Source organism: Pseudomonas baltica, from assembly GCF_014235765.1.
Classification (GTDB): domain Bacteria; phylum Pseudomonadota; class Gammaproteobacteria; order Pseudomonadales; family Pseudomonadaceae; genus Aquipseudomonas; species Aquipseudomonas baltica.
In genome coordinates, this window is the sequence record NZ_JACMYH010000006.1 from 78,633 (window position 1) to 97,788 (window position 19,156).

Here is a 19,156-nt window from a genome sequence, read left to right on the forward strand (position 1 = left end):
ACGAAGGCCGGCATTATTCCAGATGCGCAGCGCGTTCGGCTGGGCTTTTTCCAGGTAACGGCACCTGGGCCATGACCCGGTGCCGCCTGCTGCCATGGGTCAGTCGTCGGCCTGGATACGACCGATCACGGCGCCTGCCTCGAAGTAGTCACCGGCCTGCTGGCCGATGCTTACGCGGCCTGCACACGGGGCCAGTACCGAGCTTTCCATCTTCATCGCTTCGACCACTGCCACTACCTGGCCGCTGGACACCGTCGCGCCGTCATCCACTACCCAGGTGTGCAGGTTACCCGCCACCGGGGTGAGCAAGGCGTGGGGATCCAGGTCTGCAGCGGCCGTTGCGTGCGGTGGGGCCGCGGCCGGCGCATTCAGGCTCATGCCACGCAACAGCGCGCTTGGCAGGCCGAGGGCGTGGCGCTTGCCATCGATCTCGACGAAGGTGCGCAGAATGTCCGTGTCGGCCACGGGTGCGGCCCGCGGCGCAAGGCTGATGGTCTCGGCGAAGTCGGTTTCGATCCAGCGCGTGTGCACGGTAAAACCGTCGCTGCCGGTGAAGTCCGGGTGATCCATCACGGCGCGGTGGAACGGCAGCACCGAGGCGATCCCCTCGATGCGGAACTCGGCCAGGGCGCGCCGGGCGCGGGCAATCGCCTGCTCACGGGTGGCGCCGGTGACGATCAGCTTGGCCATCATCGAATCGAAATGGCTGGGCACGCTCGACCCGCTGGTCACACCGCTGTCCAGGCGCACGCCTGGGCCGAACGGCGGCATGAACTCGTCGATCTGGCCGGGAGTGGGCAGAAAGCCCTTGCCCGGATCCTCGGCATTGATGCGAAATTCGAAACTGTGACCGCGCGGCGCCGGGGTTTCATCGAACGACAGCGGCAAGCCGTCGGCGATGCGCAGTTGCTCGATCACCAGGTCCACGCCGGTGGTCTCTTCGGTGACCGGGTGTTCGACCTGCAGGCGCGTGTTGACCTCCAGGAACGACAGGGTGCCATCCTGGCTGAGCAGGAATTCGACCGTGCCGGCGCCGACATAACCGGCCTTGACGCAGATGTCGCGGGCCGATTGATGAATACGCTCGCGCTGCTGTTCGGTGATGAACGGCGCGGGCGCTTCTTCCACCAGCTTCTGGTTGCGGCGCTGCAGGGAGCAGTCGCGCGTGCCCACCACCACCACCTGGCCATGCTTGTCGGCCAGTATCTGCGCTTCGATGTGCCGGGGCCGGTCGAGAAACTGTTCCACGTAGCATTCGCCACGGCCGAAGGCGGCCTCTGCCTCGCGCACCGCCGAGGCGAACAGCTCAGCCACCTCGTCGAGGCGCCAGGCGACCTTCATGCCGCGTCCGCCACCCCCGAATGCGGCCTTGATGGCGATGGGCAGGCCGTGCTGTTCGGCAAAGGCCAGCACCTCGTCGGCGCTTGCCACCGGCCCCGGCGTACCGGCAACCAGAGGCGCGCCCACGGCCTGGGCGATCTTGCGCGCCTCTACCTTGTCGCCGAGCACGTCGATGGTTTCGGGATTGGGGCCGACCCAGATCAGCCCCGCGTCGATGACCGCGCGGGCGAAATCGGCCCGTTCCGAGAGAAAGCCATAGCCCGGATGCACGGCATCGGCGCCACTGCGCCGGGCCACGTCCAGGAGTTTCTGGATGTTGAGATAGGTCTCGGCGGGCCGCTGGCCATCGAGCCCGTAGGCTTCATCGGCGTGACGCACGTGCAGCGCGTCGATATCGGCATCGGCGTACACCGCCACGCATTGCACGCCATGGTCGCGGCAGGCACGGGCGATGCGCACGGCGATCTCGCCGCGGTTGGCAATCAGGAGTTTTTTCATGGAAGTCTTTCCACATCGGCAGGGGAAGAAGGGGCGGGCGCGGTGGGCTGGATGTCTTCGAAGGCGGCCACCGGGTTGAAGCGGATCCGTGCATTGACCGGTATCTGCCCTGCCAGGTCGAGGTGGTAGCTGGCGACCACGGCGATGACCGGGTAGCCGCCGGTCAGCGGGTGGTCGGCCAGGAACAATACGGGCTGGCCGCTGGCCGGCACCTGGATCGCGCCCACGGCGGTGCCTTCGCTGGGCAGCTCCTGGGGGTTGCTGCGCGTAAGCGGCGTTTCACCGGCCAGGCGGATGCCGACGCGGTTGGATTGCGGGGTGACCTGCCAGTGCTGGCTGCTCAAGCGCTCGATGGCATCGGCGGTGAACCAGTCGCTGCGCGGCCCCATCAGCACATCCAGGGTGACGATGTCGGCCGTCTTGGGCAGGGCGAACGCCGGGGCTTCGCTCAGCGACACGCTGGTGCCGCCCGTAGGCGGGGTGAACCCCAACTGGTCTCCCGCAGCCAGGGCGGGCGGGCCGACCTGGGCCAGGGTGTCGGTCGACAGGCTGCCGAGCACCGGCGCCACGTCGAAGCCGCCGCGGATCGCCAGGTAGCTGCGCAGCCCGGCGCCGGGCGTACCCAAGGTGACCGTGTCACCCGGTACCAGTTCGATGGGTCGATAGTTGTCCACAGGCCATTGCAGGCCACTGGCGCTGGTCAGGGTAACCGGGGTTTGCGCGCCGGTGACGGCGATCACGGCGTGGCCGTGGCAGACGAAGCGCAGGCCGCCGAGCACGGTTTCCACGCAGGCCATGTCCGAGCGGTTGCCGACGGCGCGGTTGGCGGCCCGCAACGCGCCCAGGTCCAGCGCACCGGAGCGGGACACGCCCTGGCCGGTCTGACCAATGCGGCCGGTGTCCTGCAGCACACTGTGCAGGCCGGGGCTGAGAATCTGCAGGTACGCGCCGCTCGGTGGCAGGGCCGCAGCGGGCTGGCTGGGCACGGGCAAGCCACCTACAGGCAGCGGCCCGGCATCGATGAAACGTACCTTGTAGCCGGGGCGCAACAGAGCCGGTTCAGTGCGCTCCAGGTCCCACATCTGCAAGGGCGTGACGCCGATGATCTGCCAGCCACCGGGGCTGGCCTTGGGGTAGATACCACTGAATTCGCCGGCCAGCGCCACGGCACCGGCCGGAATGCGCGTGCGCGGCGTCTGCCGGCGCGGCACCTGGAACCCGGCGCCGCCGGTCAGGTAGCCGAAGCCTGGCGCAAAGCCGCAGAACGCCACGCTGTAGTCCTCGGCGGTATGGCGGCGGATCACTTCGTCGCGGCTGATCTGCAGCAGCGCGGCGACCTCGTCGAGGTCTTCGCCGTTGTAGTGCACGGGAATTTCCACCCGGCGCTGCTCGGCGGCCCGGCGTTGGCCCAGGTCCTGACGGGCGACGTGGTCGACCAGCGCCTGGCGGGTAATGGCGCTGGGGCGGAACTGGATCAGCAGCGTCCGCGCGGCCGGGATGATCTCTTCCACCCCCGCCAGCGGCTCGGCGCTCAAGGCGTCGAACAGGGCCAGGGTCTGCTCCAGGTCGCTCAGCTCGACCAGCAGGGTGTCCAGGTTGACCGGTAGAAAACGCACGGCAATCTCCTAGACGTGGTACGTGCTGTCAGGCACGTCGGTGATGAACATATGGCCCGGCGAATGGGTGATGGCGAACGGCACGCCCGACGCCATGACCGCCGCCTGGGGCGTGACGCCACAGGCCCAGAACACCGGCACTTCGCCCGGTTCGATGCGCACGGCTTCGCCGAAGTCGGGATGGGCCAGGTCGGCGATGCCCAGCAGCGCCGGGTCGCCCACGTGCACCGGCGCGCCATGCACCGAGGGATAGCGGGCGGTGATGGTGCAGGCTTCGGCCACGCGGTCGGCGCGGATAGGGCGCATGGACACCACCATGTCACCGCGCAGCCGCCCGGCCGGGCGGCAGGCACGGTTGCTCAGGTACATCGGCACATTGCTGCCGTCGGCGATGTGCCGGACTTCGATACCGGCTTCCTGCAGCGCGGTTTCGAAGGTAAAGCTGCAGCCAATGAGAAAGGTCACCATGTCGTCGTGCTCGGCCCAGGCGGGGCGGGCGTCGCTGATCTCTTCGGCCAACTGGCCGTTGCGCCAGACCCGGTACAGCGGCAGATCGGTGCGCAGGTCGGCGCCTTCTGCCAGTACGGTGTGCGGGCTGCCCGCATCGGTGACGTCGAGGATGGGGCAGGCTTTCGGATTGCGCTGCGCGTACAGCAGGAAGTCATAGGCCCAGTCGCGGGGCAGGGCGATCAGGTTGGCCTGGGTCATGCCCGGCGCGATCCCGGCAGAAGGTGCAACCAGACCACCACGGTAGCCCGCGCGCGCTGCGCGGGCGGCGTCGACAGCGCGCCGGGCGGCGAGCTTCAGGGCGCTCACGGTCGGTCTCCGGCAAACGCTTGCAGGCGCATGTTCGCCTGCTCCATTACCCGGCGCAGCTCACGGGCCATGGCCACGGCGGCCGGGCTGTCGCCGTGCACGCAGATCGAGTCGGCCTGGATGCGCGTGATGCTGCCGTCGATCGCTTCCAGGGTGCCGTCTTCGACCAGGCGCAGCATGCGCTGGGCGATGAGTTGCGGATCGTGCAGCACCGCGCCCGGCTCGCGCCGTGAAACCAGCGTGCCCTCTGGGGTGTAGGCGCGGTCGGCGAAGGCCTCGGCAATGCAGGTCAGGCCTTGCTCACGTGCCAGTTCGATCAGGCTCGAGCCGGCCAGAGCCACCAGCACCAGGCGCGAGTCGACGGCGCGGATCGCGGCGATCACCGCCAGCGCCTGACGGCGGTCGTGGGCGATGGTGTTGTACAAAGCGCCATGGGGCTTCACGTAGCTGACGCGGGTGCCGGCGGCCTGGGCCAGGCCCTGCAGGGCACCGATCTGGTAGATCACGTCGGCGGTCAGCTCGTCGCTGGCCACATCCATGTTGCGGCGGCCGAAGCCGACCTTGTCCGGGTAGGACACATGGGCGCCAATGCTGACCTGCCGGGCCGCGGCAGCCTTGAGAGTGCGCAGGATGCCGGCCGGATCGCCGGCGTGGAAGCCGCAGGCAACGTTGGCGCTGGTGACGATGTCGAGCATGGCATCGTCGTCGCCCATGCTCCAGGCGCCGAAGCTTTCACCCAGGTCGCTGTTGATATCGATGCTTGGCATTGCAGAGATTCCTTGTAATTGTTCTGGCTCATACGACCTTGAGGAAGGCAAAGATCGGCCCGACCGATTTGATCGCCATGTACCAGGTCAGCAGGCACGTCAGCAGGCCCAGCACCAGCAGCCAGCGAGGGTAATGGTAGCCGCCCATCAGGTCGGACCGGCGCCAGCCCACGTAGATGAAGATGCTCAAACCGATGGGCAGGATCAAGCCATTGAAACCACCCGCGAAGAGCAGCAGCGCGGCAGGCGCCGTGCCCATCAGGACATAGATCAGCAGCGACACGGCAATGAACACGGTGGTGGCACGGTTGCGTGCCTTTTCGCTGATAGTGGGCGAAAAAACAGTGATGAACGAGATGGAGGTATAGGCCGCACCGATCACACTGGTAATGGCGGCCGCCCAGAGAATCAGGCCGAAGATGCGCAGGCCGAACTCGCCTGCGGTGGCCTGGAAGGCCTGCGCCGCTGGATTTGCGCCCTGACCCGAAATGTCGATGACCACGCCACTGGCTACCACGCCAAGAATGGCGAGGAACAGGATGTAGCGCATGAGGCCGGTGACCAGGATGCCGCTCAAAGCCGCCTTGTTCACCGCCTGTAGATTCTCGATCCCGGTGGTGCCGCGATCGAGCAGGCGATGGGCGCCGGCGTAGGTGATGTATCCCCCCACCGTGCCACCGACGATGGTGGTGATGATGGCGAAATCCACGGTTTCCGGCAGGATGGTTTGGTACAACGCCTGACCCAGCGGCGGGTTGGAAGCGAAGGCGACGAACAGCGTCATGCCAATCATCACCAGGCCCAGCACCACAATCATTCTGTCCACGGCCAGGCCTGCACGGCGAGACAGGAAAATTCCGATGGCCATCAGCGCACTCAAGGCGCCCCCCCATTTCGGATCCAGCCCCATCAGTGCATTCAGGCCCAGGCCTGCACCGGCAATGTTGCCGACGTTGAACACCACACCGCCGAAGATGACCAGTACGGCCAGCAAGTAGCCGCTGCCTGGAATCGCCTTGTTGGCGATGTCGGCCGCCCGCATGCGGGTCAGCGTGACGATGCGCCAGATGTTCAACTGGACCACGAAGTCGATGAGAATCGACGCCAGGATGCCGAACGCGAACGCCGCGCCCATTTTTGCCGTGAACGTGGCGGTCTGAGTGATGAAGCCCGGGCCGATGGCCGAGGTCGCCATCATGAAGATCGCGGCGATCAGGGAAGAGCGACGCGCCTTGGTGAAATCCTTGGCGGTCTGTGTCGCGGCTGTCTGTGTCACGGCATCGTTCCTGCGATGGGAGATGACAGGGACAGAGCAATGAACATGCCAGAGCCTGTCGATCCGGCGGAAGGTGTTGATCTGTATGCTTTGGATTGTTCAACAATACGTTTTGAAGTAACCCACAATGTGCACCAGTTTGTAACGCTTGCAAGGAGCGCTGTTACTTAATGATGCACAGAAGTGCCATTCGCCTTGCCTGAGATCTGGCAGTGGGTGAACATCGAATCGACTTTTCCGACCCTGGACCGTACATGAACGACCTCTCACTTTCTGCGCCTCGTTCCCTGGGTGAATCCATTACCCAGGAGATTCGCCGGATGCTGGTGGAAGGTGAACTGGTCCCTGGCCAGCGCCTTTCCGAGGCTGCCCTGGCGGAAACCCTGCAGATCTCGCGCAACACCCTGCGCGAGGCCTTCAGGGGCCTGACCCGTGAAGGCTTGCTCAAACACGAGCCAAACCGCGGCGTGACCGTGGCGGTGCCCGACATGGCGTCGATCATCGACATCTACCGGGTACGCCGCTTCATCGAGTGCCAGGCCCTTGCCCAAGGCTATCCGCTGCACCCAGGCACCGTGCGCATGCGCGAAGCGGTTGCCATGGGCAAGCAGGCGGGCGAGGCCAAGGACTGGAAGGCCGTGGGCACGGCCAACATGATGTTCCACCAGGCGGTCGTCGAATTGGCCGACAGCCCGCGCCTGGAGGCGTTCTATGCGCAGATATCGGCGCAATTGCGGCTGGCCTTCGGCTTGCTCGACGATCCGCGCTTCCTGCACATGCCCTACCTGGACATGAACGGTTGCATTCTGCATTGCCTGGAAGAGGGGCGTGCGCAAGAGGCCACGCAGTTGCTCGAGGCCTATCTGGTGCGTTCGGAGCGTACGGTGCTGGCCGCCTGGGAGCGCAGTACTCGGCGCTAGCCCGCCAGGCCGAGCGAAACGCGTCCGGTCGAAATGGCTGCTCGACATGCCTGCATGCGCCGTTGGTCTTGCCGTGAAAACTCCCTTGCCACCTCGCGTTCGAAATGAGCGGGAAGGTGCTTGCCAGGCCGAATCGGGTCGGGGCGGGCGGGTATCGACAAGGAATCAGCAATGAGCGGGATCCTCCAACTTGAAAGTGCGCGACTGATCTTGCGTCAGTGGCGTGACAGCGATCTGCCCGCGTTTGCCGACATGTGCGCCGATCCGCGGGTCATGCGTTATTTTCCCGAAACCTTGGGACGGCTGCAGAGCGCAGCGGTCATCGGTCGTGTGCGCGGTCACTTTGCCGAATTGGGCTATGGCCTGTGGGCGCTGGAGCGCAAGGACAGTGGGCAGTTCATCGGCTTCGCCGGGCTGGGCCAGGTAGGTTTCGATGCGCCTTTTGCCCCGGCTACCGAGATTGGCTGGCGTCTGGCCTATGAGCATTGGGGGTTGGGTTTCGCCAGTGAAGCGGCCTGGACCTGCCTGGCTTGCGCCTTCGATCGCTTGGGGCTGGATGAGGTGGTGGCGTTCACGGCGGTGGCCAATGTGTCGTCGGAAAAGGTGATGCAATCGATCGGCATGTTGCGCGACCACGAGGGCGACTTCGACCACCCGAACCTGCCCGGGCATGAATTGCAGCGGCACATGCTTTACCGCATCACCCAGGATCAGTGGCAGCACACCCGCTAGCGCCCCCGCGGGAGCGGGCTGTGGCTGCGAAAGCCGCGCTGGGCTATATCAGCGACACCGCGCCGTCTTTTTCGCGGCCGATGACCGCTCCTGCAGGTGTTCGCAGCACAGGTGTCCGCTATCATTGCGCCCATTTGGTTCTGCCTATGTGGGTGTTGCCTATGCCGAGGAGTTTTGAATGAGCCATGTGTTGGACGATCTGGTCGAGCTGCTGAGCCTGGAACCCATAGAAGAAAACCTGTTCCGCGGCCGCAGCCAGGACCTGGGCTTTCGCCAGCTGTTCGGTGGCCAGGTGCTGGGCCAGTCGTTGTCGGCCGCCAGCCAGACGGTGGAGCCCGATCGCCACGTGCATTCGCTGCATGGCTACTTCCTGCGCCCCGGCGACGCCCAGCTGCCGGTGGTGTACATGGTCGACCGAGTGCGTGACGGCGGCAGTTTCAGCACGCGCCGGGTGACCGCCGTGCAGAAGGGCCAGCCGATCTTTACCGGCACCACCTCGTTCCAGTACGACGAAGAAGGCTTTGCCCACCAGAGGGTGATGCCCGAGGTGGTCGGCCCGGAAAACCTGCCCACCGAGCTTGAGCTGATGCAGCAGGTGGCCCATCTGATCCCTGCGCACATGCGCGACAAACTGCTGTGCGGCAAACCCATCGAGATGCGCCCGGTGGCCGAGCGCGACCCGTACAACCCCACGCCGACCGACCCGATCAAATACATCTGGTTTCGCGCCGACGGCGCACTCGCCCAGACCCCGGCCTTGCACAAGTACGTCATGGCCTATGCCTCGGACTTCAACCTGTTGACCACCTCGCTGCTGCCTCACGGCAAGTCGGTGTGGCACCGTGACATGCAGATCGCCAGCCTCGATCACTCGCTGTGGTTCCACGGCAACCTGGTCGCCGACGACTGGCTGTTGTATGCCCTGGACAGCCCCTGGGCGGGCAACGCACGTGGCTTCGCCCGTGGCAGCGTGTACAACCGCGCCGGCCAGTTGGTGGCCTCTTCGGCCCAGGAAGGTCTGATCCGCCATCGGCAGGACTGGTCATGAGCCTGGCGCGGGTTCGCCATTGGGTGTTCGACCTGGACGGCACGCTGACGGTGGCCGTGCACGACTTCGCCGCCATCCGCCGTCATCTGGAAATTCCGCAGGAGGCCGACATCCTTGACCACCTGGCCACCTTGCCGGCCGAAGAATCACATGCCAAGCATGCCTGGTTGCTGGAACACGAGCGTGCATTGGCCGTAGCGTCGACGGCAGCACCGGGCGCGGTGGAACTGGTCCGCGAACTGGCCGAGCGTGGCCATCGCCTGGGCATCCTCACGCGCAACGCGCGCGAACTGGCACACATCAGCCTGCAGGCGATCGGCATCGCCGACTGCTTTCAGGCCGACGATGTGCTGGGCCGCGACGAAGCTGTGCACAAGCCCGACCCGGCCGGGCTATTGCACCTGGCCGACGCCTGGGGCGTACGCCAGCCGGAGATGGTCATGGTGGGGGATCATCGAATGGACCTGCTGGCAGGTCGGGCGGCGGGCACCGCCACGGTGCTGGTGAATCAGCCAGAAAACCTCTGGCCGGAGCTGGCGGACTGGCATGCGCTGGACTGCAAACACCTGCGCGAACTGATCTGAACCCGCCACCACCTGCTGGGCAGGTGGTGGTGGGCAAACCATTCAGAGGCTCTTGGCCGCAAACGTATCGCACTGGGCAATCTGGCCTTGGGCGAAGCCGGCCTTGAACCAGCGTACGCGCTGTGCCGAAGTGCCGTGAGTGAACGAATCGGGCACTACACGGCCCTGGCCCTGCTGCTGCAGACGATCGTCGCCGATGGCATTGGCGGCGTTCAAGGCTTCTTCGATGTCACCCGGCTCCAGCCAGTTCAAGCGCTTCTGCCCATTGAACGCCCAGACCCCGGCGAAGCAATCGGCCTGCAGTTCCTGACGCACCAGCAAGCCATTGGCACCTTCCATGCGCTGGCCACCCTGACGCGCTTTCTGCACCTGATCCGACACACCCAGCAAGGTCTGCACGTGGTGACCCACCTCGTGAGCGATCACGTAGGCCTGGGCGAAATCACCGGCGGCGCCGAAACGCTGGGACATTTCGCGGAAGAACGCCATGTCCAGATACACCTGCTGGTCGGCCGGGCAATAGAACGGTCCGCTGGCTGCCGTCGCGTGGCCACAGGCCGACTGCACCTGGCCGCTGAACAGCACCAGCTTGGGTTCCTTGTAGGTCTGGCCGCCTTGCTGGAAGATCTGCTTCCAGGTGTCCTCGGTATCGCCCAGTACCGTGCTGACGAATTCGGCCTGCTCGTCGTTGGCCGGTGGCGCCTTGCGCTGGCTGGTGTCGACCGGCGCGGCCTGCTGACCCTGGCCGGTCAGTTCACCGAGGATCTGCATGGGGTCCTGCCCGGTCAGCAGGCCGAAGCCGACGATCAGCACCACGGCGGTCAGGCTCAAGCCCTTGCCGCCCATGCGCATCCCGCCGCCGCCACTGCCGCCACCATCACCGCGGGCATCCACGACGTTATCGCTGCGTCGGCCTTTCTTCCATAACATGGCAAATCCTCACTCGATTCATGCATAACCATTCGGGTATGCCTGTGACCGTGTTTTTCAATATTCGTTGTCGGCCATTTCCTTGAGACTAGTACGAAGCCTGAAAACAGGTCCTCTATAAATCGAATAACAGGAGAACGGCATGTCTTCCCAAGACAGCAGTCGCTTCATCATCCGTGATCGCAACTGGCACCCCAAGGCGCTGACGCCGGACTACAAGACCTCGACCATGCGCTCGCCGCGCCAGGCCTTGGTGAGCATTCCGCAGTCGGCCAGTGAAAGCACCGGCCCCAATTTCGCCCACCTCAAGTTCGGCGAGTTCGACAACGACCTGCTGCTCAACTACAACCATGGTGGCTTGCCGATCGGTGAGCGGATCATTCTGGCCGGGCGCGTCTGCGACCAGTTCGGTCAGCCTGTGGCCAACACCCTGGTGGAAATGTGGCAGGCCAACGCCGGTGGCCGCTACCGGCACAAGAACGACCGCTACCTGGCGCCCCTGGACCCCAACTTCGGCGGTGTCGGCCGCACGTTGACCGACAGCGAGGGCTACTACAGTTTCCGTACCATCAAGCCGGGCCCGTACCCATGGCGCAACGGGCCGAACGACTGGCGCCCGGCCCACGTGCATTTCTCGGTGAGCGGCCCGTCGATCGCCACCAAGTTGATCACCCAGCTGTATTTCGAAGGCGACCCGTTGATCCCGATGTGCCCCATCGTCAAGTCGATCAACGACCCCGAGGCGGTGCAGAGCCTGATCGCCAGGCTGGACATGGCCAACGCCAATCCCATGGATTGCCTGGCCTACCGTTTCGACATCGTGCTGCGCGGTCAGCGCAAGACTCACTTCGAAAACCGTTGAGGGGAATCGACATGCCTATCGAACTGCTTAAAGAAACCCCGTCACAAACGGCTGGCCCCTACGTTCACATCGGCCTGGCCCTGGCGGCCGCCGGCATCGAGCCGCGCGAGCATGAAATCTGGAACCAGATGGCCAAGCCCGAAGCGCCGGGTGAGCACATCCTGCTGCTGGGCAATGTCTACGACGGCAATGGCCATCTGGTGCGCGACTCGTTCCTGGAACTGTGGCAGGCCGATGATCAGGGCCACTACCACATCGATTTCGACCAGGAACAACCCTTCAACAGCTTTGGCCGTACCGCCACCACGTTCGATGCCGGCGAATGGACCGTGCAGACGATCAAGCCGGGCGTGGTGAACAACGCCGCGGGCGTACCCATGGCGCCGCACATCAACATCAGTCTGTTCGCCCGCGGGGTGAACATTCACCTGCACACGCGGCTGTATTTCAGCGATGAGGCCGAGGCCAATGGCAAGGATCCGGTGTTGAATCTGATCGAACAACCCGCGCGTCGGGAAACCCTGATTGCAACGCGCTGCGAGGTGGACGGCAAGCTGGCCTACCGCTTCGACATGCGTATCCAAGGGGAAGGGGAGACGGTGTTTTTCGATTTCTGATCAGATATTGCGGTGCCTTGATTCGCGGGCAGAGCCCGCTCCCACAGGTCTCCCATGTGACCACTGGGCAATCTGTGGGAGCGGGCTCTGCCCGCGAATGGGAGCACCGCGATTCAAAGCCCTGCCTCAATCCCACTTCGGCGCAAAATCCGGGCTGACCAACCGCTGATCCTTGGGCAACGCCGCAATGATCCGACGATCTTCATCGTCCAACTGCACCTTCAACGCATCCAGGTTGCTTTGCTGGTTGGCCTTGCTGGCCGCTTTCGGGATCGCGGCGACATTGTCCTGATCCAGCAGCCACTTGAGTGCCACCTGAGTCGGTAGCACGCCATGCTTTTCGGCAATCGCCTGCAGCTCGGGAATCTGCGACACCTGGTTGCGCACCAACGGGCTGTAGGCGGTCAGCGCCATGTCATGTTTGCGGGCGTAGTCGAGCAGGGCGTTCTGGCCCAGGGTCACATGGTATTCAACCTGGATCGCCGCCAACGGTGCGTTCAAATCCTCCATGACATGGCGCAGCAGCGGCAGGGGAAAGTTCGCCACGCCGATGTTCAGCGCACGGCCGTCCTGCTTGAACGACACCAGGGTGTCGATGGCCGCTTTCACATCCCAGCCCTCCTGGCCAGGCCAGTGGATCAGGAACAGGTCGATGTAGTCGCTTTGCAGGGCGTTCAGGGTGTTCTGGAACGATTCGCGCATGGCGTCGGGCGCCAGCTTGTCCCACCAGACCTTGCTGGTGACATGAATGTCGCCGCGTGGCACGCCGGACTCGGTCAAGGCACGGCCCACCGCGGCCTCGTTGTTGTAGCCAGCAGCCGTGTCGATATGGCGGTAACCCAGGTCCAGGGCTTGAATCACGGCTGTGGTGCATTCGTCGCCGAGCATTGGCCACGTGCCAAGGCCCAGTTTCGGCATCTTCAGGTGCTGCGCGTTGGTGATGAGTTGCATGTCGGTCTCCTGTTCCGCTGGCGGTCATTCGTGATGGGTGGCCCCGGCCATGTGCCGGGCGGCGATATAGCCGAAGGTGGCGGCAGGGCCCAGGTTGATGCCCCCGGCCGGGTAGTGGCCGCCCATGATGCTGGCCATGTCGCTGCCCGCGGCGTACAGCCCGGCAATCGGCAGGCCTTGCTTGTCGAGCACCTGCGCCTGTGCGTTGGTCTTGAGCCCGGCGAAGGTGCCGAAGCTGCCCGCTTCAACCTTGACCGCATAGAAAGGCCCCTGTTCGATCGGCGCCACGCACGGGTTGGGCCGGTGCAGGGCATCGCCCTGCTTGCGATTGTAGGCGCTGCCGCCGCGGCCGAACTGCGGATCTCGGCCTAGGTGCGCGTGCTCGTTGAAGTGGTCTACGGTAGATCGCAGCCCGTTCGGGTCGATGCCGCATAGAGCGGCCAGCGCCTCCAGCGTGTCGCCTACCTTGAGATAGCCGCTGTCGATGTGCGGCTTGAGCGGTAGCGGAAACGGCCGTGAGATGCCCAGCCCGTAGCGGCGCTGGAAGGTGTGACTGCAGATCAGCCATGAGGCAACTTCCTCGCCGGGGGCATGGGCTATCATGGCTTTCACGTAGTCATAGTAGCCGTCGGCTTCGTTGACGAAACGCTTGCCGTTGGCCAGCACGGCAATGATGCCCGGCTTCGCGCGCTCGATGATGTGCGGGAAGTGGCCGATGCTGCCGTCGGCGTAGGGCACTCGGGACACCGGGCACCAGGCTGCGGCCGAGGCCAATCCGGTGGCCACCTCGCCACCGGCGGTCTCGCCCAGGCGCAGGCCATCGCCGTTTACGCCCAGCGGCGGCAGAGCCAGGTGTTCGTGGCCGCTGGGCGTTCGCGGGAACAGTGCCCGGCGTCGGTCGATATCATGAGCGAAGCCACCGGTGGCCAGCATCACGGCCTTGCGCGCCTTGATCACCACTTCGCCCTCGGCAGTCTCGATCACGGCGCCGCAGACGCGTGAGCCTTCCTTCGACAGGCGCCGGACAGGCGCGGACTCCCACAGCAGCACGCCCAGGTCATCGGCCGATTTGGCCAGGCGAGCGACCAGTGCCACCCCGTTGCACAGCTGCATGGCGCGGCCGTGTCGGGCCAGGTCCAGCATATGTCGAGCCACGCGCCGGCTCACGTGCAGCAGCGAGCGCCACGAGCGGGTCAGGGTCAGAAAGGCGGTCAGGTCGGCGCCGGCCATGATCGGCATGCCTAGGAAGGAGGTTTCGCGCATCGTTCTGCGCAGTCGCTTGAGCAGCTTCTTGTCGAGCTGGCGTGCGTCATAGGGGGCCGCGATCACCGAACGGCCACCGGTGCCGGCACCCGGTGTATCGCCGTGGATATCGGCGATGGCATTGCCATCGGCGAACTGCAGGCTGGTGTGTTTCTCGAAAAACGCCACCATGTGCGGGGCCGCCTCGAGAAAGGCATCGATGCGTGCCGGATCGAAGTGCTCACCCAACTCATGTTGCAGGTAGGTGCGCGGCAACGCCGGATCTTCGTCAATGCCGGCGCGGCGCGCCAGCGGATTGCGTGGTACCCACATCCAGCCGCCGGACCAGGCAGTTGCGCCGCCAAAGGTGCTGTCCTTTTCGACCACGATCACACGCAGCCCGTGGTAGGCGGCGGTCACTGCGGTGGCCAGGCCAGCAGCGCCGGAGCCGATGACCAGCACGTCGCAGTCCACGCTCTTCGTTTCGCTGTCAGGCCCCTGCATTGGATGAATCTCCGAGATATACACGTCCGATGAATTGTAATTTTATGGAATCGAGTTCCACATTCTATGGATTGCCGCCCGAATCGCCAAGTGTAGAATCAGCGGAATTTTTCATCGCGTTCCAACTTCACGAGAGCCTCACCATGGCCGGCAGTCAGATCGAACGGGCGTTCAGCGTGCTTGAAAGCCTTGCCAACGAACCACGCGGCCAAGCCTTGCAAGCCCTTGCCGAACAGCTGGGAATGCCCAAAAGCGCGGCTCACCGCATGCTCACCGAGTTGGCCCGACTGGGCTATGTACGGCAGAGCGCGGAAACCCTGCGCTATCACTTGTCGACCAAGTTGGTGGCGCTGGGTTTTCAATACCTGTCCGGCAGTGGCGCCGATATCGTCCAGCCGATTCTCGATCGCCTGGCCCAGGCAACCGGTGAGCTGGTCCGGCTGGGCGTGGTCGAGGGCGACCGTCAGACGTGGATCGCCAAATCCCAGGGCGCTCGTTCCGGCCTGCGCTACGACCCGGAAATGGGGCGTGATGCGCCTTTGTTCTATACCGCTTCAGGGCATGCCTGGCTGGCTTCGCTCAGTGATGCCAAGGCACTGGCGTTGGTGGAGCAGCAGGGGATTACCGCTGGTGAAGACTTCGGGCCCAATGCGCCGCGTTCCAATGCCGATCTGCTGGAACGTCTGCGCCTGGCCCGCGAGGCCGGCTATGCCTGGGTCGTCGAGAGTTCGGCATTGGGCACCTCGGCGCTGGCGGCGGTGATACGGCATCCGCGGGACGGCCATGTGGTGGGCGTACTGAGTGTGGCCGGGCCCAGCGCGCGACTGTCCGAGACACGCATGCACGAATTGGCCAATGGGCTGTTGGCTGCGGTACAGGAGCTGTCTCAGGTCAGCCTGGCGTCGGAGCTGTTCAGCTGAGCGCTGGAACCAGCGGTGTGGTCTTGGTCCACCGATTCCTCGCCAATCCGTTATCCATGACTTGAAATATTCCGGAACTCGGTTCTAAATAAGCGCAGAGAATAAAAACAAAGGATTTCATCGTGACCGTCCCTCTGCGAATTGCCCTGATCGGTGCCGGCACCATGGGCCGACAGCATTACCAGCACCTGCGAGAAATAGACTCAGCACAACTTTGCGCCATCGCCGACCCCGGCCCTCACGCTGAGGCCTTTGCCGCGCAATGTGCGGTGCCGCATTTCACCGATCATCGACAGATGCTGGCGCAGGTAGCGCCTGCAGCTGTCATCGTTGCCAACCCGAATGCTCAGCATGTGCGCACGGCACTCGATTGCCTGGCAGCCGGTGTGCCCGTGCTGCTGGAAAAACCGGTGGGGGTCGATCTGGACGAAGTGGCCGCGCTGGTGGCTGCCAGCGCCGCCAGCGGCGTACCGGTCCTGGTCGGTCATCACCGGCGGCACAACCCGATGATCAGCCGGGCCCGGCAAGTCGTGCAAAGCGGCGTGCTCGGCCGCCTGACCACGGTGACGGCGTTGTGGCAGCTGCAGAAACCCGACAGTTATTTCGACATTGCCTGGCGCCGCGAACCAGGGGCCGGAATGCTGCTGACCAACCTGATTCATGACCTCGATCTGCTGCGCTACCTGTGCGGCGAAGTCCGCCAGGTGCAGGCCTTCGGCAGCAATGGCATTCGCGGCTTCGGCAACCACGACAGTCTGGCGGTGTTGCTGCAGTTCGAAAACGGCGCGCTGGGCACCTTGACCGGGTCCGACGGTGTGGCTGCGCCCTGGAGCTGGGAGCTCGGCTCGGGCGAGAACCCGGTCTATCCACGCCAGGCCGATCAGCCGTGCTACCTGCTGGCTGGCACTGCCGGTGCGCTGAGCGTGCCGCAACTCAGGCGCTGGCATTACGCTGAACCGGGTGCGGGTTGGCATGAGCCGTTGCTGCAGGTGCAGGAAACCTTTGATTCCGCAGAGGCGCTGCGCGTGCAGCTGGAGCATTTCGTCGAGGTCGCGCATGGGCGCGCCGAGCCACTGGTGAGCGCAGCGGATGCCGCGCGCACCCTGGCGTTGGTCGACGCCATCGGCGAAGCGATGCGTAGCGGATGCGCCTGTGCGCCACGCGCCTTGGGCTAGCTCGGTTGCTTGGCTGACATCCTCGTGCCCTGGCCACCGTCATCCCTTTCACGCCCCAAGGAGCCGCCCATGACTCACCGCATCCTGTCCCTGGCCGCATTGACGGTGCTCGAGCTGTCGCCCCCCGAGATGGTCGAAGTCGCTGCCCGCGCCGGATACAGCCACGTCGGCCTGCGTACCGAGCCGGCTACCGCCGAAGAGCACCATTATCCTTTGCTGCGCGACAAGGCATTGCAACGCCAGACTGCCGCACGGTTGCGTGACACCGGCATCAAGGTGCTGGACATCGAAATCCTGCGGCTCAAGCCGTTTACCCGCGTGGCGGAGTTCGAAGCTCACCTGGCCTTGGGCGCCGAGTTCGGCGCGAGCGAATTGCTGGTGGCGGGTAATGATCCAGACGTGCAAAGAGCCAGCGACAACTTGGCCCAGCTGTGCGACCTGGCGCGGCCCTATGGCATCCATCCGCACCTGGAATTCATGCCTTGGACCGACTGCCCGGACCTGGCCAGCGCGATGGTCATGCTCGACAAGGCCGGTCGCGACAATGCCTGCATCCTGGTCGATGCCTTTCATTTCGACCGCTCCAACTCGCGACTCGAAGACCTGCGCAGCCTGCCAGCGCACCGCTTGCGTTATGCCCAGCTGTGCGACGTGGCGGGCCCGCGTCCCGATGACATGGCGGAGATACTGCGCCAGGCGCGCCAGGAACGACGTTTTCCCGGAGACGGAGATTGCGACCTGGTCGGCCTGCTGCGGGCACTGCCTGACGATGTGCCATTGAGCCTGGAGATACCCACGGCGCGCTTGCTGGAACAGGGTGTGAGCGCTTATGAAAGAGCGCGGACGGCCCTCGAGAAAACCCAGGTGTTATTGGCTGGGATCTAGGGTGGGGTCACCGGCCTCTGTGGGAGCGGGCTCTGCCCGCGAAGAGCTCCACCGCAAATCCGCGCCTGGCTCAACCCCCCTGCGGCACCTTGCGCGGTGCCATCAGGTACAGCCACACCAGGGCAATGAAATACATCGCCGGAATGATCGTGAACAACACCGTGTAGTTGTTGTTGGTCACCGTCAGGATGTAGCCCACCACCTGGGTCATGAACATCCCGCCCACCGCCGCGCACATGCCGCCGAAGCCGAACACCGTGCTCATCATGTGCTTGGGCGTGTAGTCCATCACCACGCTCCAGATGTTGGCCGTCCACGCCTGGTGCGCGGCAATGGCCAGCGAAATCGCCGCCACCGCCACCCACAGGTTGGCCGCGCCAGCGGCGAACACCACGCTGATGATCGCTAGAGCAAACACCAGCATCGACAAGAGCCGCGCTTTCACCGGCTGCATGCCGCGGCCGATCAGGAACGACGACAGCACGCCGCCGCCCACGCTGCCGACGTCGGCACTCAGGTAGATGATGATCAGCGGAATGCCCATCTGGGTGACGTTGATGCCCAACTGGTATTGCTGATTGAGGAACGGCGGCAGCCAGTACAGGTAGAACCAGAACACCGGGGCCGTCATCATGAACGCCCCGGCGAAGGCCCAGGTGCCGCGCATGGTCATGATCTTCCAGAACGGCACGCCCGCTTGTTCGGGCGCTTCCTGATCCTGGATGTATTCCAGTTCGCTGGCCTTGACCCGGGGGTGCTGGTCCGGGTCGAAGTACTTCAGGCCCCAGAACACCGCCCAGGCCAGACCCAGCAGGGCGATGGTGAGAAACGCCGCCTGCCAGCCCCAGACGCTGAGGATCAGCGGCAGCATCATCGGCGTCAGCAGGGCGCCCACGTTGGTGCCGGCATTGAAGATGCCCGTGGCCACCGCGCGCTCCCTGGCCGGGAACCACAGCCGGGTGGTCTTCACGCAGGCCGGATAGTTGGCCGCCTCGGTGAGCCCGAGAACGAACCGGCAGACCATGAAGCCCACCGCCGAAGTCGCCAGGCCATGGGCGCCGGTGGCCAGGCTCCAGAGCAGCACCGCGCAGAAGAACACGCGCTTGACGCCGATCCTGTCGATCAACCGGCCCTGCAGCAGGAAGCCGATGGCGTAGCCCACCTGAAACCAGAAATTGATGTTGGCGTAGTCCATCGCCGTCCAGTTCATTTCCTTGGCCAGGATCGGCTGCATCACGCCCAGCGCGGCGCGGTCGATGTAGTTCAGGGTGGTCGCGAAGAACACCAGGGCGAGCATGCCCCAGCGAGTCTTGCCGACCGCGGCGCCGGCTTTGACCATGTCCCGGAAACCGACTTTGGCATCGGGCGCCTGTTGGGCGCGGGGCAGGGCGGAGCTGTGGGGTTGTGTCATGGTTGGGGCCTTCCGTACAGGCGCGGTGGGCAGGAGCCACCGCCGAACTTCGACTGAGCGC

18 protein-coding genes are annotated in these 19,156 nt (G+C 64.8%); 9 read left to right on the forward strand and 9 right to left on the reverse strand.

The window, feature by feature from the left end:
• Positions 1 to 99: 99 nt before the first annotated feature.
• From H7993_RS17680 to H7993_RS17700, 5 genes are read right to left on the reverse strand one after another with little or no spacing between them, the layout of a single operon-like run.
• Entirely contained in the window at positions 100 to 1,839 is a 1,740-nt protein-coding gene (locus tag H7993_RS17680; protein ID WP_185795174.1) for an acetyl/propionyl/methylcrotonyl-CoA carboxylase subunit alpha, read from the reverse strand.
• On the reverse strand, positions 1,836 to 3,455 hold the full coding sequence (locus H7993_RS17685) for a 5-oxoprolinase/urea amidolyase family protein (RefSeq protein WP_185795175.1): 1,620 nt from the start codon (positions 3,453 to 3,455) through the stop codon (positions 1,836 to 1,838). The genes H7993_RS17680 and H7993_RS17685 overlap by 4 nt, the downstream gene beginning before the upstream one ends.
• A gap of 9 nt (positions 3,456 to 3,464) precedes the next feature.
• Positions 3,465 to 4,262, reverse strand: coding sequence for a putative hydro-lyase (locus H7993_RS17690; RefSeq protein ID WP_197975864.1), 798 nt, complete (start codon positions 4,260 to 4,262; stop codon positions 3,465 to 3,467).
• Positions 4,263 to 4,267: 5 nt separating this feature from the next.
• Positions 4,268 to 5,038, reverse strand: a complete 771-nt coding sequence (locus H7993_RS17695; protein ID WP_185795176.1) for a LamB/YcsF family protein — start codon at positions 5,036 to 5,038, stop codon at positions 4,268 to 4,270.
• A 28-nt stretch (positions 5,039 to 5,066) separates the two neighbouring features.
• A complete protein-coding gene (locus tag H7993_RS17700; protein ID WP_185795177.1) occupies positions 5,067 to 6,314 on the reverse strand; it encodes an NRAMP family divalent metal transporter in 1,248 nt (415 codons plus the stop codon).
• Positions 6,315 to 6,568: 254 nt separating this feature from the next.
• Here H7993_RS17700 and H7993_RS17705 point away from each other — a divergent pair, with 254 nt between their 5' ends.
• From H7993_RS17705 to H7993_RS17720, 4 genes are all read left to right on the forward strand, one after another.
• Positions 6,569 to 7,234, forward strand: coding sequence for a GntR family transcriptional regulator (locus H7993_RS17705; RefSeq protein ID WP_185795178.1), 666 nt, complete (start codon positions 6,569 to 6,571; stop codon positions 7,232 to 7,234).
• 171 nt (positions 7,235 to 7,405) lie between these two features.
• On the forward strand, positions 7,406 to 7,966 hold the full coding sequence (locus H7993_RS17710) for a GNAT family N-acetyltransferase (protein ID WP_185795179.1): 561 nt from the start codon (positions 7,406 to 7,408) through the stop codon (positions 7,964 to 7,966).
• Positions 7,967 to 8,144: 178 nt separating this feature from the next.
• Positions 8,145 to 9,014 carry an acyl-CoA thioesterase II gene (gene tesB / locus H7993_RS17715; RefSeq protein WP_185795180.1) on the forward strand — a complete coding sequence of 290 codons (870 nt, stop codon included), beginning with the start codon at positions 8,145 to 8,147 and terminating at the stop codon, positions 9,012 to 9,014.
• Positions 9,011 to 9,598, forward strand: a complete 588-nt coding sequence (locus H7993_RS17720) for an HAD family hydrolase (protein ID WP_122475414.1) — start codon at positions 9,011 to 9,013, stop codon at positions 9,596 to 9,598. Before tesB ends, H7993_RS17720 begins: the two co-directional genes overlap by 4 nt.
• A gap of 42 nt (positions 9,599 to 9,640) precedes the next feature.
• Here the strand turns inward: H7993_RS17720 and ypfJ are convergent, their stop codons facing one another.
• Positions 9,641 to 10,528, reverse strand: a complete 888-nt coding sequence (ypfJ, locus tag H7993_RS17725) for a KPN_02809 family neutral zinc metallopeptidase (protein ID WP_122475412.1) — start codon at positions 10,526 to 10,528, stop codon at positions 9,641 to 9,643.
• Between the two features lie 142 nt (positions 10,529 to 10,670).
• Between ypfJ and pcaH the strand changes: the two genes are divergently transcribed.
• Entirely contained in the window at positions 10,671 to 11,390 is a 720-nt protein-coding gene (gene pcaH / locus H7993_RS17730) for a protocatechuate 3,4-dioxygenase subunit beta (protein ID WP_185795181.1), read from the forward strand.
• 11 nt (positions 11,391 to 11,401) lie between these two features.
• Entirely contained in the window at positions 11,402 to 12,007 is a 606-nt protein-coding gene (pcaG, locus tag H7993_RS17735) for a protocatechuate 3,4-dioxygenase subunit alpha (protein ID WP_185795182.1), read from the forward strand.
• A 126-nt stretch (positions 12,008 to 12,133) separates the two neighbouring features.
• Here the strand turns inward: pcaG and H7993_RS17740 are convergent, their stop codons facing one another.
• Both H7993_RS17740 and H7993_RS17745 read right to left on the reverse strand, forming a co-directional pair.
• Positions 12,134 to 12,958 carry an aldo/keto reductase gene (locus H7993_RS17740; protein WP_185795183.1) on the reverse strand — a complete coding sequence of 275 codons (825 nt, stop codon included), beginning with the start codon at positions 12,956 to 12,958 and terminating at the stop codon, positions 12,134 to 12,136.
• Positions 12,959 to 12,982: 24 nt separating this feature from the next.
• Positions 12,983 to 14,704, reverse strand: a complete 1,722-nt coding sequence (locus H7993_RS17745) for an FAD-dependent oxidoreductase (RefSeq protein ID WP_185795184.1) — start codon at positions 14,702 to 14,704, stop codon at positions 12,983 to 12,985.
• A 143-nt stretch (positions 14,705 to 14,847) separates the two neighbouring features.
• Between H7993_RS17745 and H7993_RS17750 the strand changes: the two genes are divergently transcribed.
• The 3 genes from H7993_RS17750 to H7993_RS17760 all read left to right on the forward strand — a co-directional run bounded on the left by H7993_RS17750 (position 14,848) and on the right by H7993_RS17760 (position 17,684).
• Positions 14,848 to 15,624: an IclR family transcriptional regulator gene (locus H7993_RS17750; RefSeq protein ID WP_185795185.1), complete on the forward strand. Its 777-nt coding sequence runs from the start codon at positions 14,848 to 14,850 to the stop codon at positions 15,622 to 15,624.
• 122 nt (positions 15,625 to 15,746) lie between these two features.
• Positions 15,747 to 16,799 (forward strand): Gfo/Idh/MocA family oxidoreductase, encoded by a 1,053-nt coding sequence (locus H7993_RS17755; protein ID WP_185795186.1) that lies wholly within the window; start codon positions 15,747 to 15,749, stop codon positions 16,797 to 16,799.
• Between the two features lie 69 nt (positions 16,800 to 16,868).
• Complete coding sequence (locus tag H7993_RS17760) at positions 16,869 to 17,684, forward strand: sugar phosphate isomerase/epimerase family protein (protein ID WP_185795187.1); 816 nt, start codon at positions 16,869 to 16,871, stop codon at positions 17,682 to 17,684.
• A 70-nt stretch (positions 17,685 to 17,754) separates the two neighbouring features.
• On the opposite strand, the gene H7993_RS17765 is transcribed toward H7993_RS17760, so the two are convergent.
• Positions 17,755 to 19,095: an MFS transporter gene (locus H7993_RS17765; protein WP_185795188.1), complete on the reverse strand. Its 1,341-nt coding sequence runs from the start codon at positions 19,093 to 19,095 to the stop codon at positions 17,755 to 17,757.
• Positions 19,096 to 19,156: the final 61 nt, after the last annotated feature.

Bases quoted from the DNA above. Each gene is read 5' to 3' on its own strand.
- H7993_RS17680 (WP_185795174.1), bottom strand. From the start codon at position 1,839: ATGAAAAAACTCCTGATTGCCAACCGCGGCGAGATCGCCGTGCGCATC.
- H7993_RS17695 (WP_185795176.1), bottom strand. From the start codon at position 5,038: ATGCCAAGCATCGATATCAACAGCGACCTGGGTGAAAGCTTCGGCGCC.
- H7993_RS17705 (WP_185795178.1), top strand. From the start codon at position 6,569: ATGAACGACCTCTCACTTTCTGCGCCTCGTTCCCTGGGTGAATCCATT.
- H7993_RS17710 (WP_185795179.1), top strand. From the start codon at position 7,406: ATGAGCGGGATCCTCCAACTTGAAAGTGCGCGACTGATCTTGCGTCAG.
- tesB (WP_185795180.1), top strand. From the start codon at position 8,145: ATGAGCCATGTGTTGGACGATCTGGTCGAGCTGCTGAGCCTGGAACCC.
- H7993_RS17720 (WP_122475414.1), top strand. From the start codon at position 9,011: ATGAGCCTGGCGCGGGTTCGCCATTGGGTGTTCGACCTGGACGGCACG.
- ypfJ (WP_122475412.1), bottom strand. From the start codon at position 10,528: ATGTTATGGAAGAAAGGCCGACGCAGCGATAACGTCGTGGATGCCCGC.
- pcaH (WP_185795181.1), top strand. From the start codon at position 10,671: ATGTCTTCCCAAGACAGCAGTCGCTTCATCATCCGTGATCGCAACTGG.
- pcaG (WP_185795182.1), top strand. From the start codon at position 11,402: ATGCCTATCGAACTGCTTAAAGAAACCCCGTCACAAACGGCTGGCCCC.
- H7993_RS17740 (WP_185795183.1), bottom strand. From the start codon at position 12,958: ATGCAACTCATCACCAACGCGCAGCACCTGAAGATGCCGAAACTGGGC.
- H7993_RS17745 (WP_185795184.1), bottom strand. From the start codon at position 14,704: ATGCAGGGGCCTGACAGCGAAACGAAGAGCGTGGACTGCGACGTGCTG.
- H7993_RS17750 (WP_185795185.1), top strand. From the start codon at position 14,848: ATGGCCGGCAGTCAGATCGAACGGGCGTTCAGCGTGCTTGAAAGCCTT.
- H7993_RS17760 (WP_185795187.1), top strand. From the start codon at position 16,869: ATGACTCACCGCATCCTGTCCCTGGCCGCATTGACGGTGCTCGAGCTG.
- H7993_RS17765 (WP_185795188.1), bottom strand. From the start codon at position 19,095: ATGACACAACCCCACAGCTCCGCCCTGCCCCGCGCCCAACAGGCGCCC.